This is a genomic window from Pseudomonas huaxiensis (genome assembly GCF_003231275.1).
GTDB lineage: Bacteria > Pseudomonadota > Gammaproteobacteria > Pseudomonadales > Pseudomonadaceae > Aquipseudomonas > Aquipseudomonas huaxiensis.
This window is the reverse complement of sequence record NZ_QKVL01000041.1, coordinates 25,890-46,771: the sequence shown is the minus strand read 5'-3', so window position 1 is coordinate 46,771 and position 20,882 is coordinate 25,890. Positions and strand designations below refer to the sequence as shown.

At 62.0% G+C, this 20,882-nt stretch carries 15 protein-coding genes; 10 read left to right on the top strand and 5 right to left on the bottom strand.

Annotation, left to right across the window (positions count from 1 at the left end; translation table 11 throughout):
* Positions 1 to 778: 778 nt before the first annotated feature.
* The 6 genes from fadB to DM374_RS27195 all read left to right on the top strand — a co-directional run bounded on the left by fadB (position 779) and on the right by DM374_RS27195 (position 8,136).
* Positions 779 to 2,926 carry a fatty acid oxidation complex subunit alpha FadB gene (gene fadB, locus DM374_RS27220; RefSeq protein ID WP_110972674.1) on the top strand — a complete coding sequence of 716 codons (2,148 nt, stop codon included), beginning with the start codon at positions 779 to 781 and terminating at the stop codon, positions 2,924 to 2,926.
* 31 nt (positions 2,927 to 2,957) lie between these two features.
* Complete coding sequence (gene fadA, locus DM374_RS27215) at positions 2,958 to 4,133, top strand: acetyl-CoA C-acyltransferase FadA (RefSeq protein ID WP_095157943.1); 1,176 nt, start codon at positions 2,958 to 2,960, stop codon at positions 4,131 to 4,133.
* A gap of 77 nt (positions 4,134 to 4,210) precedes the next feature.
* A complete protein-coding gene (locus tag DM374_RS27210; protein WP_110972673.1) occupies positions 4,211 to 4,462 on the top strand; it encodes a DUF1653 domain-containing protein in 252 nt (83 codons plus the stop codon).
* A gap of 100 nt (positions 4,463 to 4,562) precedes the next feature.
* Entirely contained in the window at positions 4,563 to 7,172 is a 2,610-nt protein-coding gene (gene topA, locus DM374_RS27205) for a type I DNA topoisomerase (RefSeq protein WP_110972672.1), read from the top strand.
* A gap of 157 nt (positions 7,173 to 7,329) precedes the next feature.
* Entirely contained in the window at positions 7,330 to 7,851 is a 522-nt protein-coding gene (locus tag DM374_RS27200; RefSeq protein ID WP_110972671.1) for a DUF6586 family protein, read from the top strand.
* A gap of 51 nt (positions 7,852 to 7,902) precedes the next feature.
* The gene (locus tag DM374_RS27195; protein ID WP_095157935.1) at positions 7,903 to 8,136 is read left to right on the top strand and encodes a hypothetical protein; all 234 of its coding nucleotides are present in this window, start codon (positions 7,903 to 7,905) and stop codon (positions 8,134 to 8,136) included.
* Between the two features lie 57 nt (positions 8,137 to 8,193).
* Here DM374_RS27195 and sulA read toward each other — a convergent pair whose 3' ends face one another.
* Together sulA and lexA are read right to left on the bottom strand one after the other, a co-directional pair.
* On the bottom strand, positions 8,194 to 8,667 hold the full coding sequence (sulA, locus tag DM374_RS27190; RefSeq protein ID WP_110972670.1) for an SOS-induced cell division inhibitor SulA: 474 nt from the start codon (positions 8,665 to 8,667) through the stop codon (positions 8,194 to 8,196).
* 13 nt (positions 8,668 to 8,680) lie between these two features.
* Positions 8,681 to 9,295, bottom strand: coding sequence for a transcriptional repressor LexA (gene lexA, locus DM374_RS27185; protein ID WP_095157931.1), 615 nt, complete (start codon positions 9,293 to 9,295; stop codon positions 8,681 to 8,683).
* Between the two features lie 205 nt (positions 9,296 to 9,500).
* On the opposite strand from lexA, the gene DM374_RS27180 reads away from it, so the two are divergent.
* From DM374_RS27180 to nagZ, 3 genes are read left to right on the top strand one after another with little or no spacing between them, the layout of a single operon-like run.
* Positions 9,501 to 10,214 (top strand): TetR/AcrR family transcriptional regulator, encoded by a 714-nt coding sequence (locus DM374_RS27180; protein WP_095157929.1) that lies wholly within the window; start codon positions 9,501 to 9,503, stop codon positions 10,212 to 10,214.
* A gap of 45 nt (positions 10,215 to 10,259) precedes the next feature.
* Positions 10,260 to 10,784 (top strand): L,D-transpeptidase, encoded by a 525-nt coding sequence (locus tag DM374_RS27175; RefSeq protein WP_110972669.1) that lies wholly within the window; start codon positions 10,260 to 10,262, stop codon positions 10,782 to 10,784.
* 22 nt (positions 10,785 to 10,806) lie between these two features.
* Positions 10,807 to 11,805, top strand: a complete 999-nt coding sequence (nagZ, locus tag DM374_RS27170) for a beta-N-acetylhexosaminidase (RefSeq protein ID WP_175653864.1) — start codon at positions 10,807 to 10,809, stop codon at positions 11,803 to 11,805.
* A gap of 46 nt (positions 11,806 to 11,851) precedes the next feature.
* Here nagZ and DM374_RS27165 read toward each other — a convergent pair whose 3' ends face one another.
* Genes DM374_RS27165 through mfd form a run of 3 tightly spaced genes read right to left on the bottom strand, consistent with a single transcriptional unit; the run spans position 11,852 to position 19,185 of the window.
* Positions 11,852 to 15,148, bottom strand: a complete 3,297-nt coding sequence (locus tag DM374_RS27165; protein WP_110972668.1) for a DEAD/DEAH box helicase — start codon at positions 15,146 to 15,148, stop codon at positions 11,852 to 11,854.
* 4 nt (positions 15,149 to 15,152) lie between these two features.
* The gene (locus DM374_RS27160) at positions 15,153 to 15,725 is read right to left on the bottom strand and encodes a CsiV family protein (protein WP_110972667.1); all 573 of its coding nucleotides are present in this window, start codon (positions 15,723 to 15,725) and stop codon (positions 15,153 to 15,155) included.
* 10 nt (positions 15,726 to 15,735) lie between these two features.
* Positions 15,736 to 19,185: a transcription-repair coupling factor gene (mfd, locus tag DM374_RS27155; RefSeq protein ID WP_110972666.1), complete on the bottom strand. Its 3,450-nt coding sequence runs from the start codon at positions 19,183 to 19,185 to the stop codon at positions 15,736 to 15,738.
* Positions 19,186 to 19,354: 169 nt separating this feature from the next.
* On the opposite strand from mfd, the gene DM374_RS27150 reads away from it, so the two are divergent.
* Positions 19,355 to 20,818, top strand: a complete 1,464-nt coding sequence (locus DM374_RS27150) for a glyceraldehyde-3-phosphate dehydrogenase (RefSeq protein WP_110972665.1) — start codon at positions 19,355 to 19,357, stop codon at positions 20,816 to 20,818.
* The last annotated feature ends 64 nt before the right edge of the window (positions 20,819 to 20,882 follow it).

Sequence of the window (20,882 nt, the reverse complement as noted above, 5' to 3'; positions counted from 1 at the left end):
ATGGCGTCTGAACTTGCGCGCATGAAGAGCAGAAGCAAGATCAAGAGCAAGAAAGAGCAAGAAAGAGGAAGTCGTAGTCCGTGTGGCCCCGAAAGGCGTCGTAGCGAGGGGACCCGAAGCGCAGCGTAGGGCCAGATGCGGGAGCGAGCGGTTTTGCCGACTTTTGCCACCAAGACAAAAGTCGGCCACGGTAGAGGCGGAAGGGGCCGGCAGCCAAGCCCAAACCTAAGCCAAAATCGCCAAGATCATGGCCGCGGCATTCCGTGAAGAACCATAAAAAGCCCGCCAGGTTTCCCGGGCGGGCTGCATGCATCGAAAAAAAAGGCCAGGCAGGCCGGGAAGTGCTTCAGTAGCTCGCAGTGTAGTGCGGGATTTAATTTCGCGCCCGGTAAAACGCCCTTCTTTTTTCTCCTCCACGCTGTTTACGCGCCGAATTCATTTGCGGCGCGTAACGTCTAATCGCTTACGTGAATGATGGTGAATCACCGTCGTGCCGAGTTGCTCAAGTCTCAACCAGAAATGACCGCAAAGTCGCGTTTGTCCAGCACTCATGGGGGTTTGACAAAGCCGATCATTTCGGTGACTGTGTGCACACCCGAATCAAACGGGCGTATGAATTGAGCGTTTGTATCATCAGAAAGCTCGTACAGAATCCCGACTATCGCGCTGACGGGTATGTTTGAGGCAGCGGATCGACATCCAACGGCCATGAGCCGGTCGACCGTCGTCACAGCGATCAGCGTGTACAGTTCAGCTTCCATATCGTGGAGATCAGTTGATGATTTACGAAGGTAAAGCCATCACGGTTAAGGCTCTTGAAAGCGGCATCGTCGAACTGAAGTTCGACCTCAAGGGTGAGTCCGTCAACAAATTCAACCGTCTTACCCTGAACGAACTGCGTCAGGCGGTGGACACCATCAAGGCCGACGCATCGATCAAAGGCGTGATTGTCAGCAGTGGCAAGGACGTTTTCATCGTCGGCGCGGACATCACCGAGTTTGTCGATAACTTCAAGCTGCCCGAGGCCGAGCTGGTCGCCGGCAACCTGGAAGCCAACCGCATTTTCAGCGACTTCGAAGACCTCGGCGTGCCGACCGTTGTCGCCATTAATGGCATCGCCCTGGGCGGCGGCCTGGAAATGTGCCTCGCGGCCGACTTCCGGGTCATGTCCAGCAGCGCCAAGATTGGCCTGCCGGAAGTCAAGCTGGGTATCTACCCGGGCTTCGGCGGTACCGTTCGCCTGCCGCGCCTGATCGGTGCCGACAACGCGGTCGAGTGGATCGCATCGGGCAAGGAAAACCGTGCTGAAGACGCGCTGAAAGTTGGCGCTGTCGACGCTGTTGTCGCGCCTGAGAAACTGGGTGAAGCGGCTCTGGACCTGATCAAGCGCGCCATCAGTGGCGAGTTCGACCACAAGGCCAAGCGCCAGCCGAAGCTGGAAAAACTCAAGCTCAACGCCATCGAGCAGATGATGGCCTTCGAAACCGCCAAGGGCTTCGTTGCTGGCCAGGCCGGCCCGAACTACCCGGCGCCGGTCGAAGCGATCAAGACCATTCAGAAAGCCGCCAACTTCGGTCGTGACAAGGCGCTGGAAGTCGAGGCCGCCGGCTTCGCCAAGCTGGCCAAGACTTCGGTTGCCGAAAGCCTGATCGGCCTGTTCCTGAACGACCAGGAACTCAAGCGCAAAGCCAAGGCCCACGACGAAATCGCCCATGACGTGAAGCAGGCCGCCGTACTTGGCGCCGGCATCATGGGTGGCGGCATCGCCTACCAGTCCGCGGTCAAGGGCACGCCGATCCTGATGAAGGATATCCGCGAGGAAGCCATCCAGCTGGGCCTGAACGAGGCTTCCAAGCTGCTCGGCAAGCGCGTCGAGAAAGGTCGTCTGACCCCGGCCAAGATGGCCGAAGCTCTGAACGCGATTCGTCCGACCCTGTCCTACGGCGATTTCGCCAACGTCGACATCGTCGTCGAAGCCGTGGTCGAGAACCCGAAAGTCAAGCAGGCCGTTCTGGCCGAGGTCGAAGGTCAGGTCAAGGACGATGCGATTCTCGCCTCGAACACCTCGACCATCTCCATCAACCTGCTGGCCAAGGCGCTCAAGCGTCCGGAAAACTTCGTCGGCATGCACTTCTTCAACCCGGTGCACATGATGCCGCTGGTCGAAGTCATCCGTGGCGAGAAGTCCAGTGAAGTGGCCGTCGCCACCACCGTGGCCTACGCCAAGAAAATGGGCAAGAACCCGATCGTCGTCAATGACTGCCCGGGCTTCCTGGTCAACCGCGTGCTGTTCCCGTACTTCGGCGGTTTCGCCAAGCTGGTCAGCGCCGGTGTGGACTTCGTCCGCATCGACAAAGTCATGGAAAAATTCGGCTGGCCGATGGGCCCGGCGTACCTGATGGACGTGGTCGGCATCGACACCGGCCACCATGGTCGCGACGTAATGGCCGAAGGCTTCCCGGACCGCATGAAGGACGATCGTCGTTCGGCTGTCGACGCGCTGTACGAAGCCAACCGCCTGGGCCAGAAGAACGGCAAGGGCTTCTACTCCTACGAAACCGACAAGCGCGGCAAGCCGAAGAAAGTCGCCGACGCCTCGGTGCTCGAAGTGCTCAAGCCGGTCATTTTCGAACAACGTGAAGTCACTGATGAAGACATCATCAACTGGATGATGGTCCCGCTGTGCCTTGAGACCGTGCGCTGCCTGGAAGACGGCATCGTCGAAACCGCGGCCGAGGCCGACATGGGCCTGGTCTACGGCATTGGTTTCCCTCCCTTCCGTGGCGGCGCGCTGCGTTACATCGACTCGATCGGTGTGGCCGAATTCGTTGCCCTGGCAGACAAGTACGCCGATCTGGGCCCGCTGTACCACCCCACCGCGAAGCTGCGTGAAATGGCCAAAAATGGTCAGAGCTTCTTCGGTTAAGCGCCCAACGGTATAGAGCGAGAGAAAATATATGAGCCTGAATCCAAGAGACGTGGTGATTGTCGACTTCGGTCGCACACCGATGGGCCGCTCCAAGGGTGGCATGCACCGCAATACCCGCGCCGAAGACATGTCCGCGCACCTGATCAGCAAAGTCCTGGAGCGCAACAGCAAGGTCGACCCGGCTGAAGTCGAGGACGTGATCTGGGGCTGTGTGAACCAGACCCTGGAGCAGGGTTGGAACATCGCGCGCATGGCGTCGCTGATGACGCAGATCCCGCACACTGCTGCAGGCCAGACCGTCAGCCGTCTGTGCGGCTCGTCCATGAGCGCGCTGCACACCGCCGCTCAGGCGATCATGACCGGCAACGGTGATGTGTTCGTCGTCGGTGGTGTCGAGCACATGGGCCACGTCAGCATGATGCACGGCGTCGATCCGAACCCGCACATGTCCCTGTACGCCGCCAAGGCCTCGGGCATGATGGGCCTGACCGCCGAGATGCTCGGCAAAATGCACGGCATCAGCCGTGAACAGCAGGATCTGTTCGGTCTGCGCTCCCACCAGCTCGCCCACAAGGCGACTGTGGAAGGCAAATTCAAGGACGAGATCATCCCGATGCAGGGTTATGACGAGAATGGCTTCCTCAAGGTCTTCGACTACGATGAAACCATTCGTCCGGACACCACCCTGGAAAGCCTGGCTGCACTGCGCCCTGCGTTCAACCCGAAAGGCGGCACCGTGACTGCGGGTACTTCCTCGCAAATCACCGATGGCGCTTCGTGCATGATCGTGATGTCGGCCCAGCGTGCCCAGGACCTGGGCATCCAGCCGCTGGCCGTGATCCGCTCGATGGCGGTGGCCGGTGTCGACCCGGCGATCATGGGCTACGGCCCGGTGCCGGCGACCCAGAAAGCGCTCAAGCGCGCGGGTCTGAGCATTGCTGATATCGACTTCTTCGAGCTCAACGAAGCCTTCGCCGCACAGGCCCTGCCGGTGCTGAAGGATCTGAAAGTGCTCGACAAGATGGACGAGAAGGTTAACCTGCACGGCGGCGCGATTGCTCTGGGCCATCCGTTCGGTTGCTCGGGTGCACGGATTTCCGGCACTCTGCTCAACGTCATGAAGCAGAACGGCGGTACCTTCGGCGTGTCGACCATGTGCGTCGGCCTCGGCCAGGGCATCACCACGGTCTTCGAGCGCGTCTGATCGCGTGGTTGACCAAACCGGGGCCTGGTGCCCCGGTTTTTGTTTTTTCGGAATTTTTTTTCAAGAGGGCCAGCGGCATGCAGATACAACCAGGCGTATACCGGCACTACAAGGGGCCTGAGTACCGTGTCTTCAGCGTTGCACAGCATTCCGAGACCGAGGAGTGGGTGGTGTTTTACCAAGCCCTGTACGGCGAATTCGGCCTTTGGGTCAGACCCCTTTCGATGTTTCTCGAGTCGGTCGAAGTTGACGGCGAGCAGGTGCCACGCTTTGCTTTGGTTCAGGCTGAAACGACACTGTTTTCCCGTCCGGATGGTGCAGGCGGCTGAACTCCCGCGCTTGACCTCATTCTATAGCCACTATATATAGCGGTGCCGCGTCAGGTACCTGCCGTGTTTTTATTTTCAGTATTCAGGAATTTTCCGATCCATGGGCAAATCGCTGGTCATTGTGGAATCCCCGGCTAAGGCCAAGACCATCAACAAGTACCTGGGCAACCAGTACGTGGTGAAGTCGAGTATCGGCCATATCCGAGACCTGCCCACCAGCGGTTCGGCCAGTGCCACCAAGGAACCGGCTGCCAAGCGTGGCAAGACCGCGGGCGAGGCCCCGGCGCTGTCGCCCAAGGAAAAGGCGCGCAAGCAACTGGTCGCCCGCATGGGTGTCGATCCCGATCATGGCTGGAAAGCCAAGTACGAGATTCTCCCGGGCAAGGAGAAGGTGATCGAGGAATTGCGCCGCCTGGCCAAAGATGCCGACACCATCTATCTCGCAACCGACTTGGACCGCGAAGGGGAAGCCATTGCCTGGCACCTGCGGGAAGCCATCGGTGGGGATGACAGCCGCTACAAGCGCGTGGTGTTCAACGAAATCACCAAGAAGGCCATCCAGGAAGCTTTCTCCCAGCCAGGCGAGCTGGATATCGACCGGGTCAACGCGCAGCAGGCCCGCCGCTTCCTCGACCGCGTGGTCGGCTACATGGTCTCGCCGTTGCTGTGGCAGAAAATTGCCCGGGGCCTGTCAGCCGGTCGCGTGCAGTCGGTAGCCGTGAAGCTGGTGGTGGAGCGTGAGCGGGAAATCCGTGCCTTCATCCCGGAAGAATACTGGGAAGTCCACGCTGACCTCGGTACCGCCAAGAACGCCAAGGTGCGCTTCGAGGTTGCCCGGGAAAAAGGCGAGGCCTTCAAGCCGCTGAACGAAGCCCAGGCCATGGCGGCCCTGGAAAAACTCAAGTCTTCCAGCTACACCGTGGCCAAGCGCGAAGACCGCCCGACCAGCAGCAAGCCGTCGGCACCCTTCATCACTTCGACCCTGCAGCAGGCGGCGAGCAATCGCCTCGGCTTCGGCGTGAAGAAGACCATGATGATGGCGCAACGGCTCTACGAAGCGGGCTACATCACCTATATGCGTACCGACTCGACCAACCTGTCGACGGACGCACTGGAGATGGCGCGTAGCTACATCGAAAGCGAATTCGGCAAGAAATACCTGCCTGAGGCCCCGCTGGTCTACGGCAGCAAGGAAGGCGCTCAGGAGGCGCACGAAGCGATTCGTCCTTCCGACGTCAATACCCATCCGAGCAAGCTCAGCGGCATGGAGCGTGATGCAGAGCGCCTGTACGAACTGATCTGGCGTCAGTTCCTGGCCTGCCAGATGCCACCGGCGCAGTACCTGTCGACCACTGTCAGCGTTGCCGCGGGTGATTTCGAGCTGCGCGCCAAGGGCCGCATCCTCAAGTTCGACGGTTACACCCGTGTCCTGCCGCAGCAAAGCAAACCGGGCGACGACGACGTTCTGCCGGAAATGAACCAGGGCGAAGTGCTCAAGCTGATCCAGATTGATCCGAGCCAGCACTTCACCAAGCCGCCTGCGCGTTATTCCGAGGCGAGCCTGGTCAAGGAAATGGAAAAGCGCGGTATCGGTCGTCCATCGACCTACGCGGCAATCATTTCCACCATCCAGGACCGCGGCTACGTGACCCTGCACAACCGTCGCTTCTACTCCGAGAAGATGGGCGACATCGTCACCGAGCGCCTGTCGGAGAGCTTCTCCAACCTCATGGATTACGGCTTCACGGCCGGCATGGAGGAGAACCTCGATGACGTGGCCCATGGCGAGCGTGACTGGAAGAACGTGCTGGACGAGTTCTACGGTGATTTCAGCAAGAAGCTGCAGGTCGCCGAGGCCAGCGAAAACGGCATGCGCGCCAATCAGCCGACCCCGACCGACATTCCGTGCAAGGAATGCGGCCGGCACATGATGATCCGCACCGCGTCCACCGGTGTGTTCCTCGGTTGCTCGGGCTACAGCCTGCCGCCGAAAGAGCGCTGCAAGGCCACCGTGAACCTGGTGCCGGGCGACGAGATTGCTGCGGATGATGAGGGCGAGTCCGAATCCCTCGTGCTGCTTGGCAAGCACCGTTGCCCGATCTGCTCGACGGCGATGGATGCCTACCTGCTGGACGAAAAGCGCAAGCTGCACATCTGTGGCAACAACCCGGATTGCACGGGTTACGAGATCGAGGAAGGCAACTACCGGATCAAGGGCTACGAAGGTCCGAGCCTGGAATGCGACAAGTGCGGCAGTGAAATGCAGCTCAAGACCGGGCGTTTCGGCAAGTTCTTCGGTTGCACCAACTCAGAGTGCAAGAACACCCGCAAACTGCTCAAGAACGGCGAAGCGGCACCACCGAAGATGGACAAGGTGGACATGCCGGAACTCAAGTGCGAGAAGGTCAACGACACCTACGTGTTGCGTGACGGTGCTTCCGGCCTGTTCCTGGCGGCCAGCCAGTTCCCGAAAAACCGCGAAACCCGTGCGCCGCTGGTGCTCGAGATCATCCCGCACAAGGATGAGATCGATCCGAAGTACCACTTCCTTTGCGAAGCGCCGCAAAAGGATCCGGATGGTCGCCCGGCAGTGATTCGCTACAGCCGCAAGACCAAGGAGCAGTACGTGCAGACCGAAGTGGAAGGCAAGCCGACCGGCTGGCGCGCGTTCTATGACGGCAATGCGTGGAAGGTCGAAGACAAGCGCTAAGCGCTGATCTTCGCGTTCGAAGGCCGTGTCTGACAGTGTCGGGCACGGCCTTTTTGTTTGTCTGGACCGACCTTATCCATCACAGATCCTTGCGCGGGGGAAACGCTTCCCCGAAACTGACAGACCTCGCCCCGCAGCCTTATCGGAGAGCGCCTTCATGGCCCAGGAACTCTATACCCGTACCAATCAGAAAATTTTCTTCGCCGGCCTCGCGCTCGAAGGTATGGGCAAGGCTCAGGAGAGTCGTGCCATGAACGCCCAGGCGCTACTCCAGGCCGAGCGTGAGTCAGCGTTGTTTCACCTCTACGGTGCACTGCTGGGGCTGTGCCATGAAATCGCCGGCTTCTATCGGTTGCCACAGGCCGCCGCGCCACGGGCTGAGGCCTTGCTGACCCCTGAGGTGCTGGAAGCGATCGCCATTCCGGAAATGGCCGAACTGGTGGAGCTGGCCCAGCAATCAGAGACCTGGCTGACACGACTGTTAAAAGCTTATTCCGATTTGTTCAAACCGCCGGTCGCAACAAAAGCCCCCAAAGGCGATGTCACTCAGCCGTTGATTCATGCTGTCAGCCTCGATGCACCCGAGGTGGCGCCGCTTTCTCGGGAGGAATTGGAGGAGTGGCGGCAGAATCTGAAGAAGCTGGCCGTCCGTTTTCGCGAGGGGTTGAGTGAGTGCTGATCGTAACGGTCACTGTTACAATGCCAGTCTTTCCTGGAGAACATTCCTGATATGCCCACGTCCTTTCTAGAAATTGTCGAGTTGCCTGATGGCCGGATCGAGCTGCGCCGTGCCGAGGACGAGGGTTCGTTGGTAACCCTGAACTTCTCCGAAGACGCCAAAGCGTTCCTGCAGGGTCAGCATGTAGAGGTGGCCAAGGCCATGCTCAGCGTTGGCGTGCAGATGGCAGGTCGTCTGGTGGAAGGTGAGATCGAGCGGGACGAAGGTCCGCGGGTCCTTCATTGATGGTGACCGGGCTTCCTCGCAATGAGGAAGCCGGACTCTCGCGGGTCAATTCAAGTATCAGCCCAAACGAATATTCAGGCTTTGCGCGCTGCCAGCGCGTGCGGCACGGGTCAGTTGTTGCCGCGCGGCGGCGCTGACCGGGTTCAGCCAGCTCACCACGGTGTGGCTGCGGCCCAGGCGCAGGGCGTCGCAGGCCAGTTGCATCGCGCTCTGGTTGCCGCGTGGTTGCAGGATCAGGATACGTTCGCGGTTGAGCCCGGCTTCGCGCAGCCAGGTCTGCGTCAGGCGGGCGGGCGGGGCGATCAGGGTCAGCCAGCGGGCATCCTGTTCTTCACTCAACTCGCGCAGGATCGGCGCCAGCAGATTCTGGCAGTGCTCCAGCGCACCACGGAAAGACAACTCGCTGAACGCGTCCGGGGTGCTGCTGATGCGTGCGGGCGCTTCGGTTTTCAGCTTTGGCAGGACCGGCTGGGCCAGGAACGCCTCGAACAGGTTTAACTGTACTTGCTGTGGTGCGTGTGGAAACTGCATGACGCCTCCTGATTTATCGGCGAATGACGCCGACACTCAAACCCTCGATCACCAGATCCTGTTCTTTCAGGTTGACCTCGATGGGCGCGAATTCGGGGTTCTCCGCAAGCAGCCAGACCTTGCTGCCTTCACGTTTGAAGCGCTTGACCGTCACTTCGTCACCCAGCCGGGCTACGACGATCTGACCATTGCGCGCTTCACGGCAGGTGTGTATGGCCAGCAGGTCGCCGTCATAGATGCCGACGTCCTTCATGCTCATGCCGTGCACGCGTAGCAGGTAGTCGGCGCGAGGATGGAAGAAGGTGGGGTTGATGGCGCAGGATTCCTCGATGTGCTGCTGGGCGAGGATGGGGGCGCCGGCGGCCACGCGACCGATGATCGGCAGCGAGCTGTCGTCCTGGCTCTGGCGTGCTTCGAAGCCAGGGATGCGGATACCGCGGGACGCGCCGGGCGTCATTTCGATGGCGCCTTTTCGCGCCAGCGCCTTGAGGTGCTCCTCGGCGGCGTTGGGAGACTTGAAGCCCAGTTCCTGGGCGATTTCAGCCCGGGTAGGGGGGAAGCCGTTGTCTTCCAGGCAGCGCTTGATAAAAGCCAGAATCTCAGCTTGGCGTGGCGTCAGTTTTAGCATGTCGATGGCTCTGTCTTTTTATACAGTGACTGGGATTATATACAGTAGAGGTGCTGCTGCAAGCATGAAGCTGCAAGCAGCAGGAAAAAGCCGCGTGAACTTTGCCCGCCTGGCGCCTGAAGCTGTGATCTAATTGCCCGCCTGACTTGACAGTCACGACCATGAAACGTATGTTTCAAACAACTGTTTGTCAGGTGGATTACCCATGGCCCAATCGGAAACCGTTGAACGCATTCTCGATGCTGCCGAGCAGCTGTTCGCGGAAAAAGGGTTCGCTGAAACGTCGTTGCGGCTGATCACCAGCAAAGCCGGAGTCAATCTGGCTGCGGTCAACTATCACTTTGGTTCGAAGAAGGCATTGATCCAGGCGGTCTTCTCCCGCTTCCTCGGGCCTTTCTGTCAGAGCCTCGAGCGTGAACTGGATCGCCGACAGGCGCGTCCTGAGCACAAGCCGAACCTGGAAGAACTGCTAGAGATGCTGGTGGAGCAGGCGCTGGTGGTGCAGCCACGCAGCGGCAACGACCTGTCCATCTTCATGCGTTTGCTGGGCCTGGCCTTCAGCCAGAGCCAAGGGCATCTGCGGCGCTACCTGGAAGACATGTACGGCAAAGTGTTCCGCCGCTACATGCTGCTGGTCAATGAAGCCGCTCCGCGTATCCCGCCTATCGAGCTGTTCTGGCGCGTGCACTTCATGCTCGGTGCCGCGGCGTTCAGCATGTCCGGGATCAAGGCGTTGCGGGCCATCGCGGAAACCGATTTCGGCATCAACACCTCCATCGAGCAGGTCATGCGTCTGATGGTGCCGTTTCTCGCCGCCGGCATGCGTGCCGACAGCGGTGTCACGGACGAGGCGATGGCTGCCGCGCAACTGCGTCCGCGCAACAAGTCAGGTAGCGCGCCGGCACCGGCCAAGGCCTGATTCGCGACTGGGCGCGACGACTGGCTTCGGCTAAGCTAGCGCCCCATGTCTACTCTCGATCTGTTGCACATTTCCCTCGCCGACCAATGCCTCTACGGGTTCTCCCAAGGCCGTCTGGTCGTGCGTCTGCCGGTGTCCACGGCGCTCAATGGTCCAGGTGAAAACAACGGTTCCGGCTGCACGCCGCGCGGCCTGCATCAGGTGCGCGCGAAGATCGGCGCAGGACTGCCTCAAGGTGCGGTGCTTCGCGGCAGACGCTGGACCGGCGAAACCTGGACCCCCGCCCTGCACGCAGAATTTCCCGGGCGCGACTGGATCCTCTCGCGGATTCTCTGGCTCAGCGGCTGCGAGCCCGGCCGCAATCGTCTGGGAGCGGTGGACACCTTCCGTCGTTATATTTACCTGCATGGCACACCGGACACCGAACCCATGGGCGTGCCGCTGTCCCATGGCTGTGTGCGCCTGGGCAATGCCGACCTGGTGAGCCTGTTCGAGCGGGTTCCGGCGCATTGTCCGGTGCAAATAGAAGAAGCCGCCTGCCCGCAGTGGGCCAGCGCCCCCGTCAACTGAAGGATCATTTATGAGTGCCAGCCTGCAAGGCTCCCTGATGGTGGATATCGCCGGTACCTGGCTGACCGCCGAAGACCGCCACCTCCTGCGCCAGCCCGAAGTGGCCGGCCTGATCATTTTTGCGCGCAATATCGACAGCCCGCGCCAGGTGCGCGAACTGACTGCGTCGATCCGCGCCATTCGCCCTGAGCTGATCCTTGCCGTCGACCAGGAAGGCGGCCGCGTGCAGCGCCTGCGCCAGGGCTTCGTGCGCCTGCCGGCGATGCGTGCAATTGCCGACAACCCCAATGCCGAGTACCTGGCGGAGCAGTGCGGTTGGCTGATGGCCACCGAAGTCCTGGCGGTCGGCCTGGACCTGAGCTTCGCGCCGGTTCTGGACCTCGACCACCAGCGCAGTGCCGTGGTCGGCAGCCGCGCTTTCGAAGGCGATCCGGAGCGGGCGACCGCGCTCGCCGGCGCTTTTATCCGCGGCATGAATGCCGCCGGCATGGCCGCCTGTGGCAAGCACTTCCCCGGCCACGGCTGGGCGGAAGCCGACTCCCATGTCGCAATTCCCACCGATGAGCGCAGTCTCGAGCAGATCCGCGCGGCGGATCTGGTGCCGTTCACTCGCCTGAGTGGCCAGCTGGCCGCGGTGATGCCGGCCCATGTGATTTATCCACAGGTCGACAACCAGCCGGCAGGCTTCTCTCGTCGCTGGCTGCAAGACATCCTGCGTGGCGAGTTGGGCTTCGACGGGGTGATTTTCAGCGATGACCTGTCCATGGCCGGCGCCCATGTGGTCGGTGACGCGGCCAGTCGCATCGAGGCCGCGCTGACTGCCGGTTGCGACATGGGTCTGGTGTGTAATGACCGGGCAGCGGCCGAGCTGGCCTTGAGTGCTGCCCAGCGCTTGAAGGTCACGCCATCGCCGCGCATCGCCGCCATGCGTGGCCAGGGCTTTGCCCGTACCGACTACCGCCAGCAGCCGCGCTGGCTGGAAGCGCTGGGCGCCTTGAAACAGGCTCAGTTGGTCGACTGACTGCCGAGCATGCCCGCCGTCGCAAGACGGCGGGCTGTTGCCTCCATCACTTGGCTTTCTTGCTTTCCGGCAGCGGCGCGAACAGCGCTTCGATATCGTCCGCCGCCAGCTTCCACTGACCCGCCTCATTTCCTTCAAGCAGCCCCGCGGCCAGGGCGGCTTTGTCTTTTTGCAGCTTCTGGATCTTCTCTTCCACGGTTCCGCGGGTGATCAGCTTGTAGACGAATACCGGCTTGTCCTGGCCTATGCGGTAGGCGCGGTCGGTCGCCTGGTTTTCCGTGGCCGGGTTCCACCAAGGGTCATAGTGGATCACTGTATCGGCCGCGGTCAGGTTCAGTCCGGTGCCACCGGCTTTCAGGCTGATCAGGAACACGGGCGTTTCGCCGTTCTGGAACTGCTGCACGGGTGTGCGGCGGTCCTTGGTGTCACCGGTCAGCAGGCTGTAGCTCACCTTGCGCTTTTGCAGTTCTTCTTCAATCAGCGCGAGCATCGAGGTGAACTGCGAGAACAGCAGGATGCGCCGGCCTTCGTTGAGCAGCTCATCGAGCATGTCCATCAGGCTGCCCAGTTTGCCCTTGTCGGACTGCGGACCTTTGACGTTGGCGTTGGCCACCAGGCGCAGGTCACAACATACCTGGCGCAGCTTCAGCAGCGCATCAAGGATGACGATCTGGCTGCGCGCCGCACCGCTGCGGGTGATTTCGGCGCGGACCTTGCTGTCCATGGCTACGCGCACTGTTTCATAGGTGTCGCGCTGAGCGTCGCTAAGGTCGACCCAGTGGATGATCTCGCTCTTGGCCGGCAGTTCCTTCGCCACCTGCTCTTTGGTGCGGCGCAGCAGGAACGGGCGAATGCGGCCCGCCAGATGGCTCATGCGTTCGGCGTCGCCGTGTTTTTCGATCGGGGTGCGGTAGTCGCGGGCGAAGTGTTTGCTGTCGCCCAGCCAGCCCGGCATGAGGAAATGGAAGATCGACCAGAGTTCGCCGAGGTTGTTTTCCATGGGCGTGCCGGTCAGGCACAGGCGCTGGGTGGCCTTTAGCTCGCGCGCGGCTTGTGCGGCCTTGCTGGCGGCGTTCTTGATGTTCTGCGCTTCATCGAGGATCACCAGGTGCCAGTCGATCGGGGTGAAGTGCTCCAGGTCCCGGGGCAGCAGCGCGTAAGTGCTGAGCACCAAGTCGTAGTCCCCCAGGTTGGCGAAGTGTTTGGTGCGGCCCGGCCCGTGCAGGGCGATCACGCGCAGTTGCGGAGTGAAGCGCTCGGCTTCGTCCAGCCAGTTCGGGATCAGGCTGGTGGGCATGACGGCAAGTGCCGGGCTCTGCAGACGGCCGGCGTTCTTTTCCGTCAGCACGTGGCTGAGGGTCTGCAGCGTCTTGCCCAGGCCCATGTCGTCGCCGAGCAGGCCGCCGATGTCCAGGCTTCGCAGTGTTTGCAGCCAGCTCAGGCCCTCCAGTTGGTAGGGTCGCAGTGTGGCATTGAGGCCTTCCGGTGCCTGGACTTCGGTGTACTGGGCGCTTTTCAGGCGCGTCGCGAAGTCGCGTGCGCGTTCGCCGCCTAGCCAGGTGAGGGGCACCTCGTCCAGGTTGCTCAGGCGCGCCGCATCCGGTGCGGCAAGACGTAGTGAGCGGCCATCATTTTCGGTCAGGTACAGCTCGCCCAAGGTGGCCATCAGCGGCTTGATGCGCGAGTAGGGCAAAGCGACGCGGGCTGCGGCGCTGCCATGGCGGTGGCGATTCAGGTCGATCAGCAGGTGTTCGTCGTCACCGCGTTTGGCCAGTTCGCCGGACCGAAGCAGTTCGGGGTTGCTGCGCAGCAAGTGCAGAAGGATCGGCAGAAGGCTGTGGCGCTCGCCGTTGACGACGATGCCCAGCTCAAGGTCGAACCACTGTTGGCTGGGGTTTTCCTCGATATCGGCGTACCAGTCGTCGACCTCCTGCAGGATGAACGCGAAGTCATCGTGGATCTCGAGTTCCCAACCGGCCTCGCGCAGCGCCGGAATGCCCTCGCGGGCGAATGCCAGCCACTGATGGTCAGTGTCGAGCAGAAGCAGTTCCCCGGCAGTCTCCGGCAGCGCCTTGCTTTGCCGGGTGGCGACCTTGAAGCCCCAGCGTTGCAGGGTTTTCCTGAACGCCTGTTCGGCCTGTGTGTCGCGCTGAATGTGTTGGGTGGTGCTGCCGACCAGGCGAGTCGGGGATTTTCCGTCGGTGCCGCTGGCGCGGACACCGTCATAGTTGAAAGAGAGCGCGGCGCGGTGTTGCAGTTGCCGTTGCATGCGCCCGGTTTTCGGGGCGTAGGCGCTGAATTCGTGGCTGCCCAGGATCAGGTGGGCAACAGGGCTTAGATGGTCGATTGTTTCTTCCTGCAATTTTGTCGGGGTCGGGACCTGCTGATTCAGCGCGCTCAGCCGGTGGCTGAGTTGTGCCACCAGCGGCTCCGGAACGTCCGGGGCGCGGGTCAGTTGCAGGGCGACGTAAGGGTCCAGGTTGTGCTGGAGCAGGCCGGCCTGCAAGGTCTCTCCGCTTAGGTAATACAGCGGCTGGAAGGGGAGTGTCATGCCCACGGGCTCCTCGCCGTCATACCAGTCGCCGCGGTAATTGCCGTTGTTCATGCGTACCCAGCGAAATTCCCCGTGCCGGGAGGGGCCGGGCCGCACGGGAGGCATGTCTTCGTCGATCATCAGTCGGCCGGTGTCCAATGCTTGCTGGAACAGTTCGCCGTCATGTGGGTCGTCTAGCGGGAAGCTCATCTGGTAGCTGCCGGGCTTGCGGTTGAGCCGCAGAAGAATCTCGCGGTCTTCGGGCATCACGTACTTCGGCGGTTCGTACAGCAGGTCATAGATCGAGTGCAGCCGGGCAACCTGGATGCGGCCATCGGGTTGGCGCGTGCCCTTCTTCACATTGAGGAAGGGCGTACCGTTTTCGAGCCTGATGAAGTAGTAGACACCACGACCTTGCCGGTCCGGTTTGGCCGCGCCGCTGTCTGCGCGAGGCTTCTCGAGGCCGTCCAGCCAGGTTTGCAGGTCGCTGGGCATTTCCTGCCCCGTGCCGGCCGTGAGCTTTTCCTGGGCATGGAACAACACGGCGGCGCAGTGCTTGCAACTCTGGCTGACCGGGCACGAGCAGCGGCAGACAAGCCCGGGACGTCCCGCGCGAGTGAACGCGGAAATGGTCTGCTGGTAACGATTGCCGCCCGAGCCTGCGCAGGTGGCGAGGATTATGTCGCCGCCGTTGCTCTTGATGCTGACACGCTGATCTTCTGCATAACGTAGTCCTCGACTCAGGGCGTTGTGGCTGAATCCCTCTTTCCACTTGCCGTCGGCAAGCAGCGAATCGAGCGGGCCCGGCATTCCGTTACTGCTCCATCAGTGCAGGGTCGGGCGCTGCGTTGGCTGGAGTACCGGCCTTGCGAATCTTCAACACCAGCGCCAGGTGTCCGCCATCGAGGTAGGTCAGTTCGGCGTTCTTGACGTTGCTGTTGCTTTGTTTGAACTGCTCGCTCTGGATCACGCCGCCATTGGCGTCGAACTGGTTGACCCACAGATTGGCTTCGACGCCGATGAAGCGGCCTTCGCTCACGCTCAGGTTGCCCTCGATCGGGAAGTGGCCGAACTGTTCCTGGCCGTCGCTGAAGGCGACTTTCGAGCTTTCGGCGCCGACGTTCTGCTGCCAGGCCTTGTGCAGCAGCACGGTGTACTGGCTGTCGGCGGCAAGGCGCTCGGCCTGCTCGTTGAGGACCGGCTGGCGAATGTCGTAGTCGGCGACCGGCTGGGCGCCATCGCTCCAGTTTTCCGGGGCGAACTGGCTGGTGATGGCAGGCACGGCGTTCTGCCGCACCAGGATCATCTCGATCAGGTATTGGGTGTCGGCAAAGGCTGCTGGCGAGCACAACGCCAGCAGCAGGCTCAGGTTACGAATGGCGCGCATGGATCTTCCTTCAAGCGGTTTTCGGTGTCAGGCGCTCGAACAGCGCTTCCAGTGTGGTGAATCGTTCATCGGCGCGCTCCATGGGCACCATGAACTTGAATTGCGTGGCGCCTTCGAACTTGTAGCGCTTGGGCTGGCCCTGGATCAGCTTGATCAGCACCAGCGGATCGACCGGCGTCTCGGCCTCGAACTCGATCTTGCCACCATTGGGACCGGCATCGACCTTCTTGATGCCGAGCTTTTCCGCCTGCAACTTGAGCAGGGTCAGGCGCACCAGGTTCTTGGTCGGCTCGGGCAACAGGCCGAAGCGGTCGATCATCTCCACTTGCAGGTCCTTGAGACCTTCCTCGTCCACCGCTGAGGCGATGCGTTTGTACAGGATCAGACGGGCATGGACGTCGGGCAGGTAGTCCTCGGGAATCAGTGCCGGCAACCGCAGGTTGATTTCCGGCCCGCCGCCCAGTGGCTGGTCGAGGTTCGGCTGGGTGCCCTTGCGGATGGCCTTGACCGCGCGTTCGAGCATTTCCATGTACAGGGTGAACCCGACGGCCTGGATCTGCCCGCTCTGGCCTTCGCCGAGCAGTTCGCCGGCGCCGCGGATCTCCAGGTCGTTGGTCGCCAGGACGAAGCCGGCCCCCAGGTCCTGGGTGTTGGCGATGGCTTCCAGGCGCTTTTCCGCGTCGGCGCTGATTTGCTGGCGCGGTGGCGTCAGCAGGTAGGCGTAGGCCTGGTGGTGACTGCGTCCGACCCGGCCGCGCAACTGGTGCAACTGGGCCAGGCCGAACTTGTCGGCGCGCTCGATGACGATGGTGTTGGCGCTCGGCACGTCGATGCCGGTCTCGATGATGGTCGAGGCGATCAGCACGTTGAAGCGCTTGTGGTAGAAGTCGCTCATCACCTGTTCGAGTTCGCGTTCGCGCATCTGCCCGTGGCCGATACCGATGCGCGCCTCAGGCACCAGCTCAGCGAGGTCGGCGGCGCATTTTTCGATGCTCTTCACGTCGTTGTGCAGGTAGTAGACCTGACCGCCGCGCAACAGCTCGCGCAGCAGCGCCTCCTTGATGGTGCTCTTGTTCTGCTCCATGACAAAGGTGCGCACCGACAGGCGCCGCGCCGGCGGGGTGGCGATGATCGACAGGTCGCGCATGCCCGACACCGCCATGTTCAGCGTGCGCGGAATCGGCGTGGCGGTCAGGGTGAGGATGTCGACTTCGCTGCGCAGGGCTTTGAGCTGCTCTTTCTGGCGCACGCCGAAGCGGTGCTCTTCGTCGATGATGACCAGACCCAGGTCTTTGAACTTGACGTCGTCCTGCAGCAGCTTGTGGGTGCCGATGACGATGTCGATCTTGCCCTCGGCCAGTTCGGCCATGGCGCTGCTGATTTCCTTGGCTGACTTGAAGCGGCTCATCACTTCCACGCTTACCGGCCAATCGGCGAAGCGGTCGCGGAAGCTGTTGTAGTGCTGCTGGGCGAGCAGGGTGGTCGGCACCAGGATCGCCACCTGACGGCCACTGTGCACGGCAATGAACGCCGCGCGCATCGCCACTTCGGTCTTGCCGAAGCCGACGTCGCCGCAGACCAGGCGGTCCATCGGCTTGGCGGCGAGCATGTCTTCGCGCACGGCTTCGATGGCGGATTGTTGGTCCGGGGTTTCCTCGAAGGGGAAACCGGCGCTGAAGGTGGCGTAGTCGGCGGCCGGGTCCGCGAAAGCGTAGCCCTTGCGCGCGGCGCGGCGGGCGTAGATGTCGAGCAGTTCGGCGGCAACGTCGCGGACCTGTTCGGCGGCCTTGCGCTTGGCTTTCTGCCAGGTCTCGGAGCCGAGCCGGTGCAGTGGCGCCAAGGCATCATCGCTGCCGGTGTAGCGGGCGATCAGGTGCAGGTTGGCGACGGGCACATAGAGCTTGGCACCCTCGGCGTATTCGAGGGTGAGGAACTCGGCGACCTGGCTGTCGATTTCCAGCGTCGCCAGGCCCAGGTAGCGGCCGACGCCGTGGTCGATATGCACCACCGGCGCGCCTTCGCGCAGTTCGGTGAGGTTCTTGATGACCGCGTCGTTGTTGGCGTCGCTACGTTTTTCCCGGCGTCGGCGCTGCATGACACGCTGGCCGAACAGCGGGCTTTCCGCGACCAGCGCCACGGCCGGGTCGTCGAGTACCAGGCCGTCGTCCAGCGGCGCGATGGTGATCGCCAGGCGGTCCTTGCCGGTGACGAAGTCCTCCCAGCCTTCCACGGTCTGCGGGCGCAGCTTCAGGCGTTCGAGCAGTTCCAGCAGCACTTCACGGCGACCCGCCGACTCGGCGGTAAACAACACCCGGCCGGGGAAATCATCAAGGAACGCCGACAGCGCGGCCAGCGGCTGGCTGGCCTTGGCTTCGATGGCCAGGTTCGGCAGCTTGCGCGCCGGGAAGCGCTCACGGCCGCCACCGCCTTCGATGTCGTCCGGGCTCGCGACGATGCGCGGCCAGCCTTTGAGCCGGGCGAAGCAGTCTTCCACCGGCAGGAACAGCTCGGCGGGTGGCAGCAGCGGGCGGGTCGGGTCGATGCGGCGCTCTTCATAACGGCCACGCACATCGTTCCAGAAGTGTTCGGCGGCCTGTTCCACGCCCGGCAGGGAAAACACCTGGGTGTCCTGGGGCAGGTAGTCGAACAGGGTCGAGGTTTCATCGAAAAACAGCGGCAGGTAGTACTCGATGCCGGCGGGGATGATCCCGCTGGTCAGGTCCTGGAAGATCGCACTTCGACGGAAATCGACGTCGAAACGCTCGCGAAAGCGCGCCTTGAAGCGGGTGACGGCGTCCTTCTGCAGCGGGAATTCCCGCGCGGGCAGCAGGCGCACCGACTCGACCTTGTCGATGGAACGCTGGGTTTCCGGGTCGAAGGTGCGCAGGGTTTCGATTTCATCGTCGAACAGGTCGATCCGGTAGGGCAGCTTGCTGCCCATCGGGAACAGGTCGATCAACGCGCCGCGGACGGCGAATTCACCGTGCTCGTAGACCGTGTCCACGCAGCGGTAGCCGCTGGCTTCCAGGCGCGTGCGCATTTGCTCGACGTCGAGCTTCTGGCCGATGTCCAGCACCAGGCTGCTGCCCAGCAGGAAGCGGGTCGGCGCCAGGCGATGGAGGGCGGTGGTGATCGGTACCACGAGAATGCCGTGGTCCAGCTCCGGCAGCCGGTACAGGCTGGCGATCCGCTGCGAAATGATGTCCTGGTGCGGCGAGAACAGGTCGTAGGGCAGGGTTTCCCAGTCGGGGAACGGCAATACCGCCAGTTCAGGCGCGAAGAAACGCAGCTCCTGCTCGAGTCGGTCAGCGCTCTGGCTGTCGGCGGTCAGCAGCAGGGTGAAGCGTTTGGCGGCACTGGCAGCTTCGGCGATTGCCAGGCTGAGTGCGGCGCCGGGCAGGTTGCCCCAGGTTTGTTTGCCGGCAGTGGCCGGAAGGTGCGGTAGACGCAGAACAGGCACGGGAGGTCGAACTCCAAGCGTTGCGACAAAGAGGCCGATTGTAACGGGCCAATGCCCGTGCTGTCAGGCGTGCAGCGGGCAAAATCCTTTCAGGTGGGACTGTCGACAGGCGCTCATTGCTCGAAGTGATATGCGGCGTCATAATGTAGCCCCTTTTTTCTGTCCCTACATGTGGAAGGTTCCCGTGACTCAGAAGCCCGACCAGTGTCTTGGTGAGTGGATCGATCGTGAAGCACTTGCAGAAGCGATGATCCCGCTTATCGGTCAGCTCTACCGCAATAACAACGTGGTGAGCTCGATCTATGGCCGTAGCCTGATCAACCGTTCGGTGATCGCGATCCTCAAGGCTCACCGCTTTGCTCGCCATCGCCAGACTGACGAAACCGAACTGTCCGTCCACGAGACATTCCCCCTGCTCAAGGCCATGAGCGAGCTGAAACTGGGCGCCGCCTCGGTAGACCTCGGCAAGCTGGCCAACAAGTTCAAGCTGGAAGGCAATGGCCGTAGCGCCGAGCAGTTCGTTCGCGAAGAACTGGCTGAAGTCGTCGGTCAGCAGAACGCTTCCGCACGCAAAGGCACCGACGTTGTCCTGTACGGCTTCGGCCGCATCGGCCGCCTGCTGGCGCGCATCCTGATCGAGAAAACCGGTGGCGGCGACGGCCTGCGCCTGCGGGCCATCGTTGTGCGCAAAGGCGCCGAGAACGATCTGGTCAAGCGTGCCAGCCTGCTGCGCCGTGACTCGGTTCACGGTCCGTTCGATGGCACCATCACCATCGACGAAGAAAACAACACCATCACCGCCAACGGCAACCTGATCCAGGTGATCTATGCCAAGAGCCCGAGTGAAGTCGACTACACCCAGTACGGCATCAACAATGCCCTGATCGTCGACAACACCGGTGTATGGCGTGACGCCGACGGCCTGGGCCAGCACCTGGCCTGCCCGGGCGCTGCCCGCGTGATCCTCACCGCACCTGGCAAGGGCGCGCTGAAGAACATCGTTCACGGCATCAACCACGGCGAAATCACCGCCGACGACAAGATCATCTCCGCTGCTTCCTGCACCACCAACGCCATCGTGCCGGTGCTGAAAGCCGTGAATGACAAGTACGGCATCATCAACGGCCACGTCGAAACCGTTCACTCGTTCACCAACGACCAGAACCTGATCGACAACTTCCACAAGGGCAGCCGTCGTGGCCGTGCCGCGCCGTTGAACATGGTAATCACCGAGACTGGCGCTGCTACTGCCGCCGCCAAGGCGCTGCCTGTCCTGAAGGGCAAGCTGACCGGCAACGCGATCCGCGTTCCGACGCCGAACGTCTCGATGGCCATCCTGAACCTGAACCTGGAAAAGGCGACCTCGCGCGACGAGATCAACGAGTACCTGCGTCAGACCGCCATGCACTCGGAACTGCACAAGCAGATCGACTACGTGAGCTCCCAGGAAGTGGTCTCCACCGACTTCGTCGGCTCCCGCCACGCGGGTGTGGTCGACGCCGAAGCGACCATCTGCAACGACAACCGCGTTGTTCTGTACGTCTGGTACGACAACGAGTTCGGTTACAGCTGCCAGGTAGTGCGCGTGATGGAAGACATGGCTGGTGTGAACCCGCCTGCATTCCCACGCTAAGCTTCTTGGTGTGTTGAAAAGAACGGGAACCTACGGGTTCCCGTTTTTTTTGCGGGCCGAACCG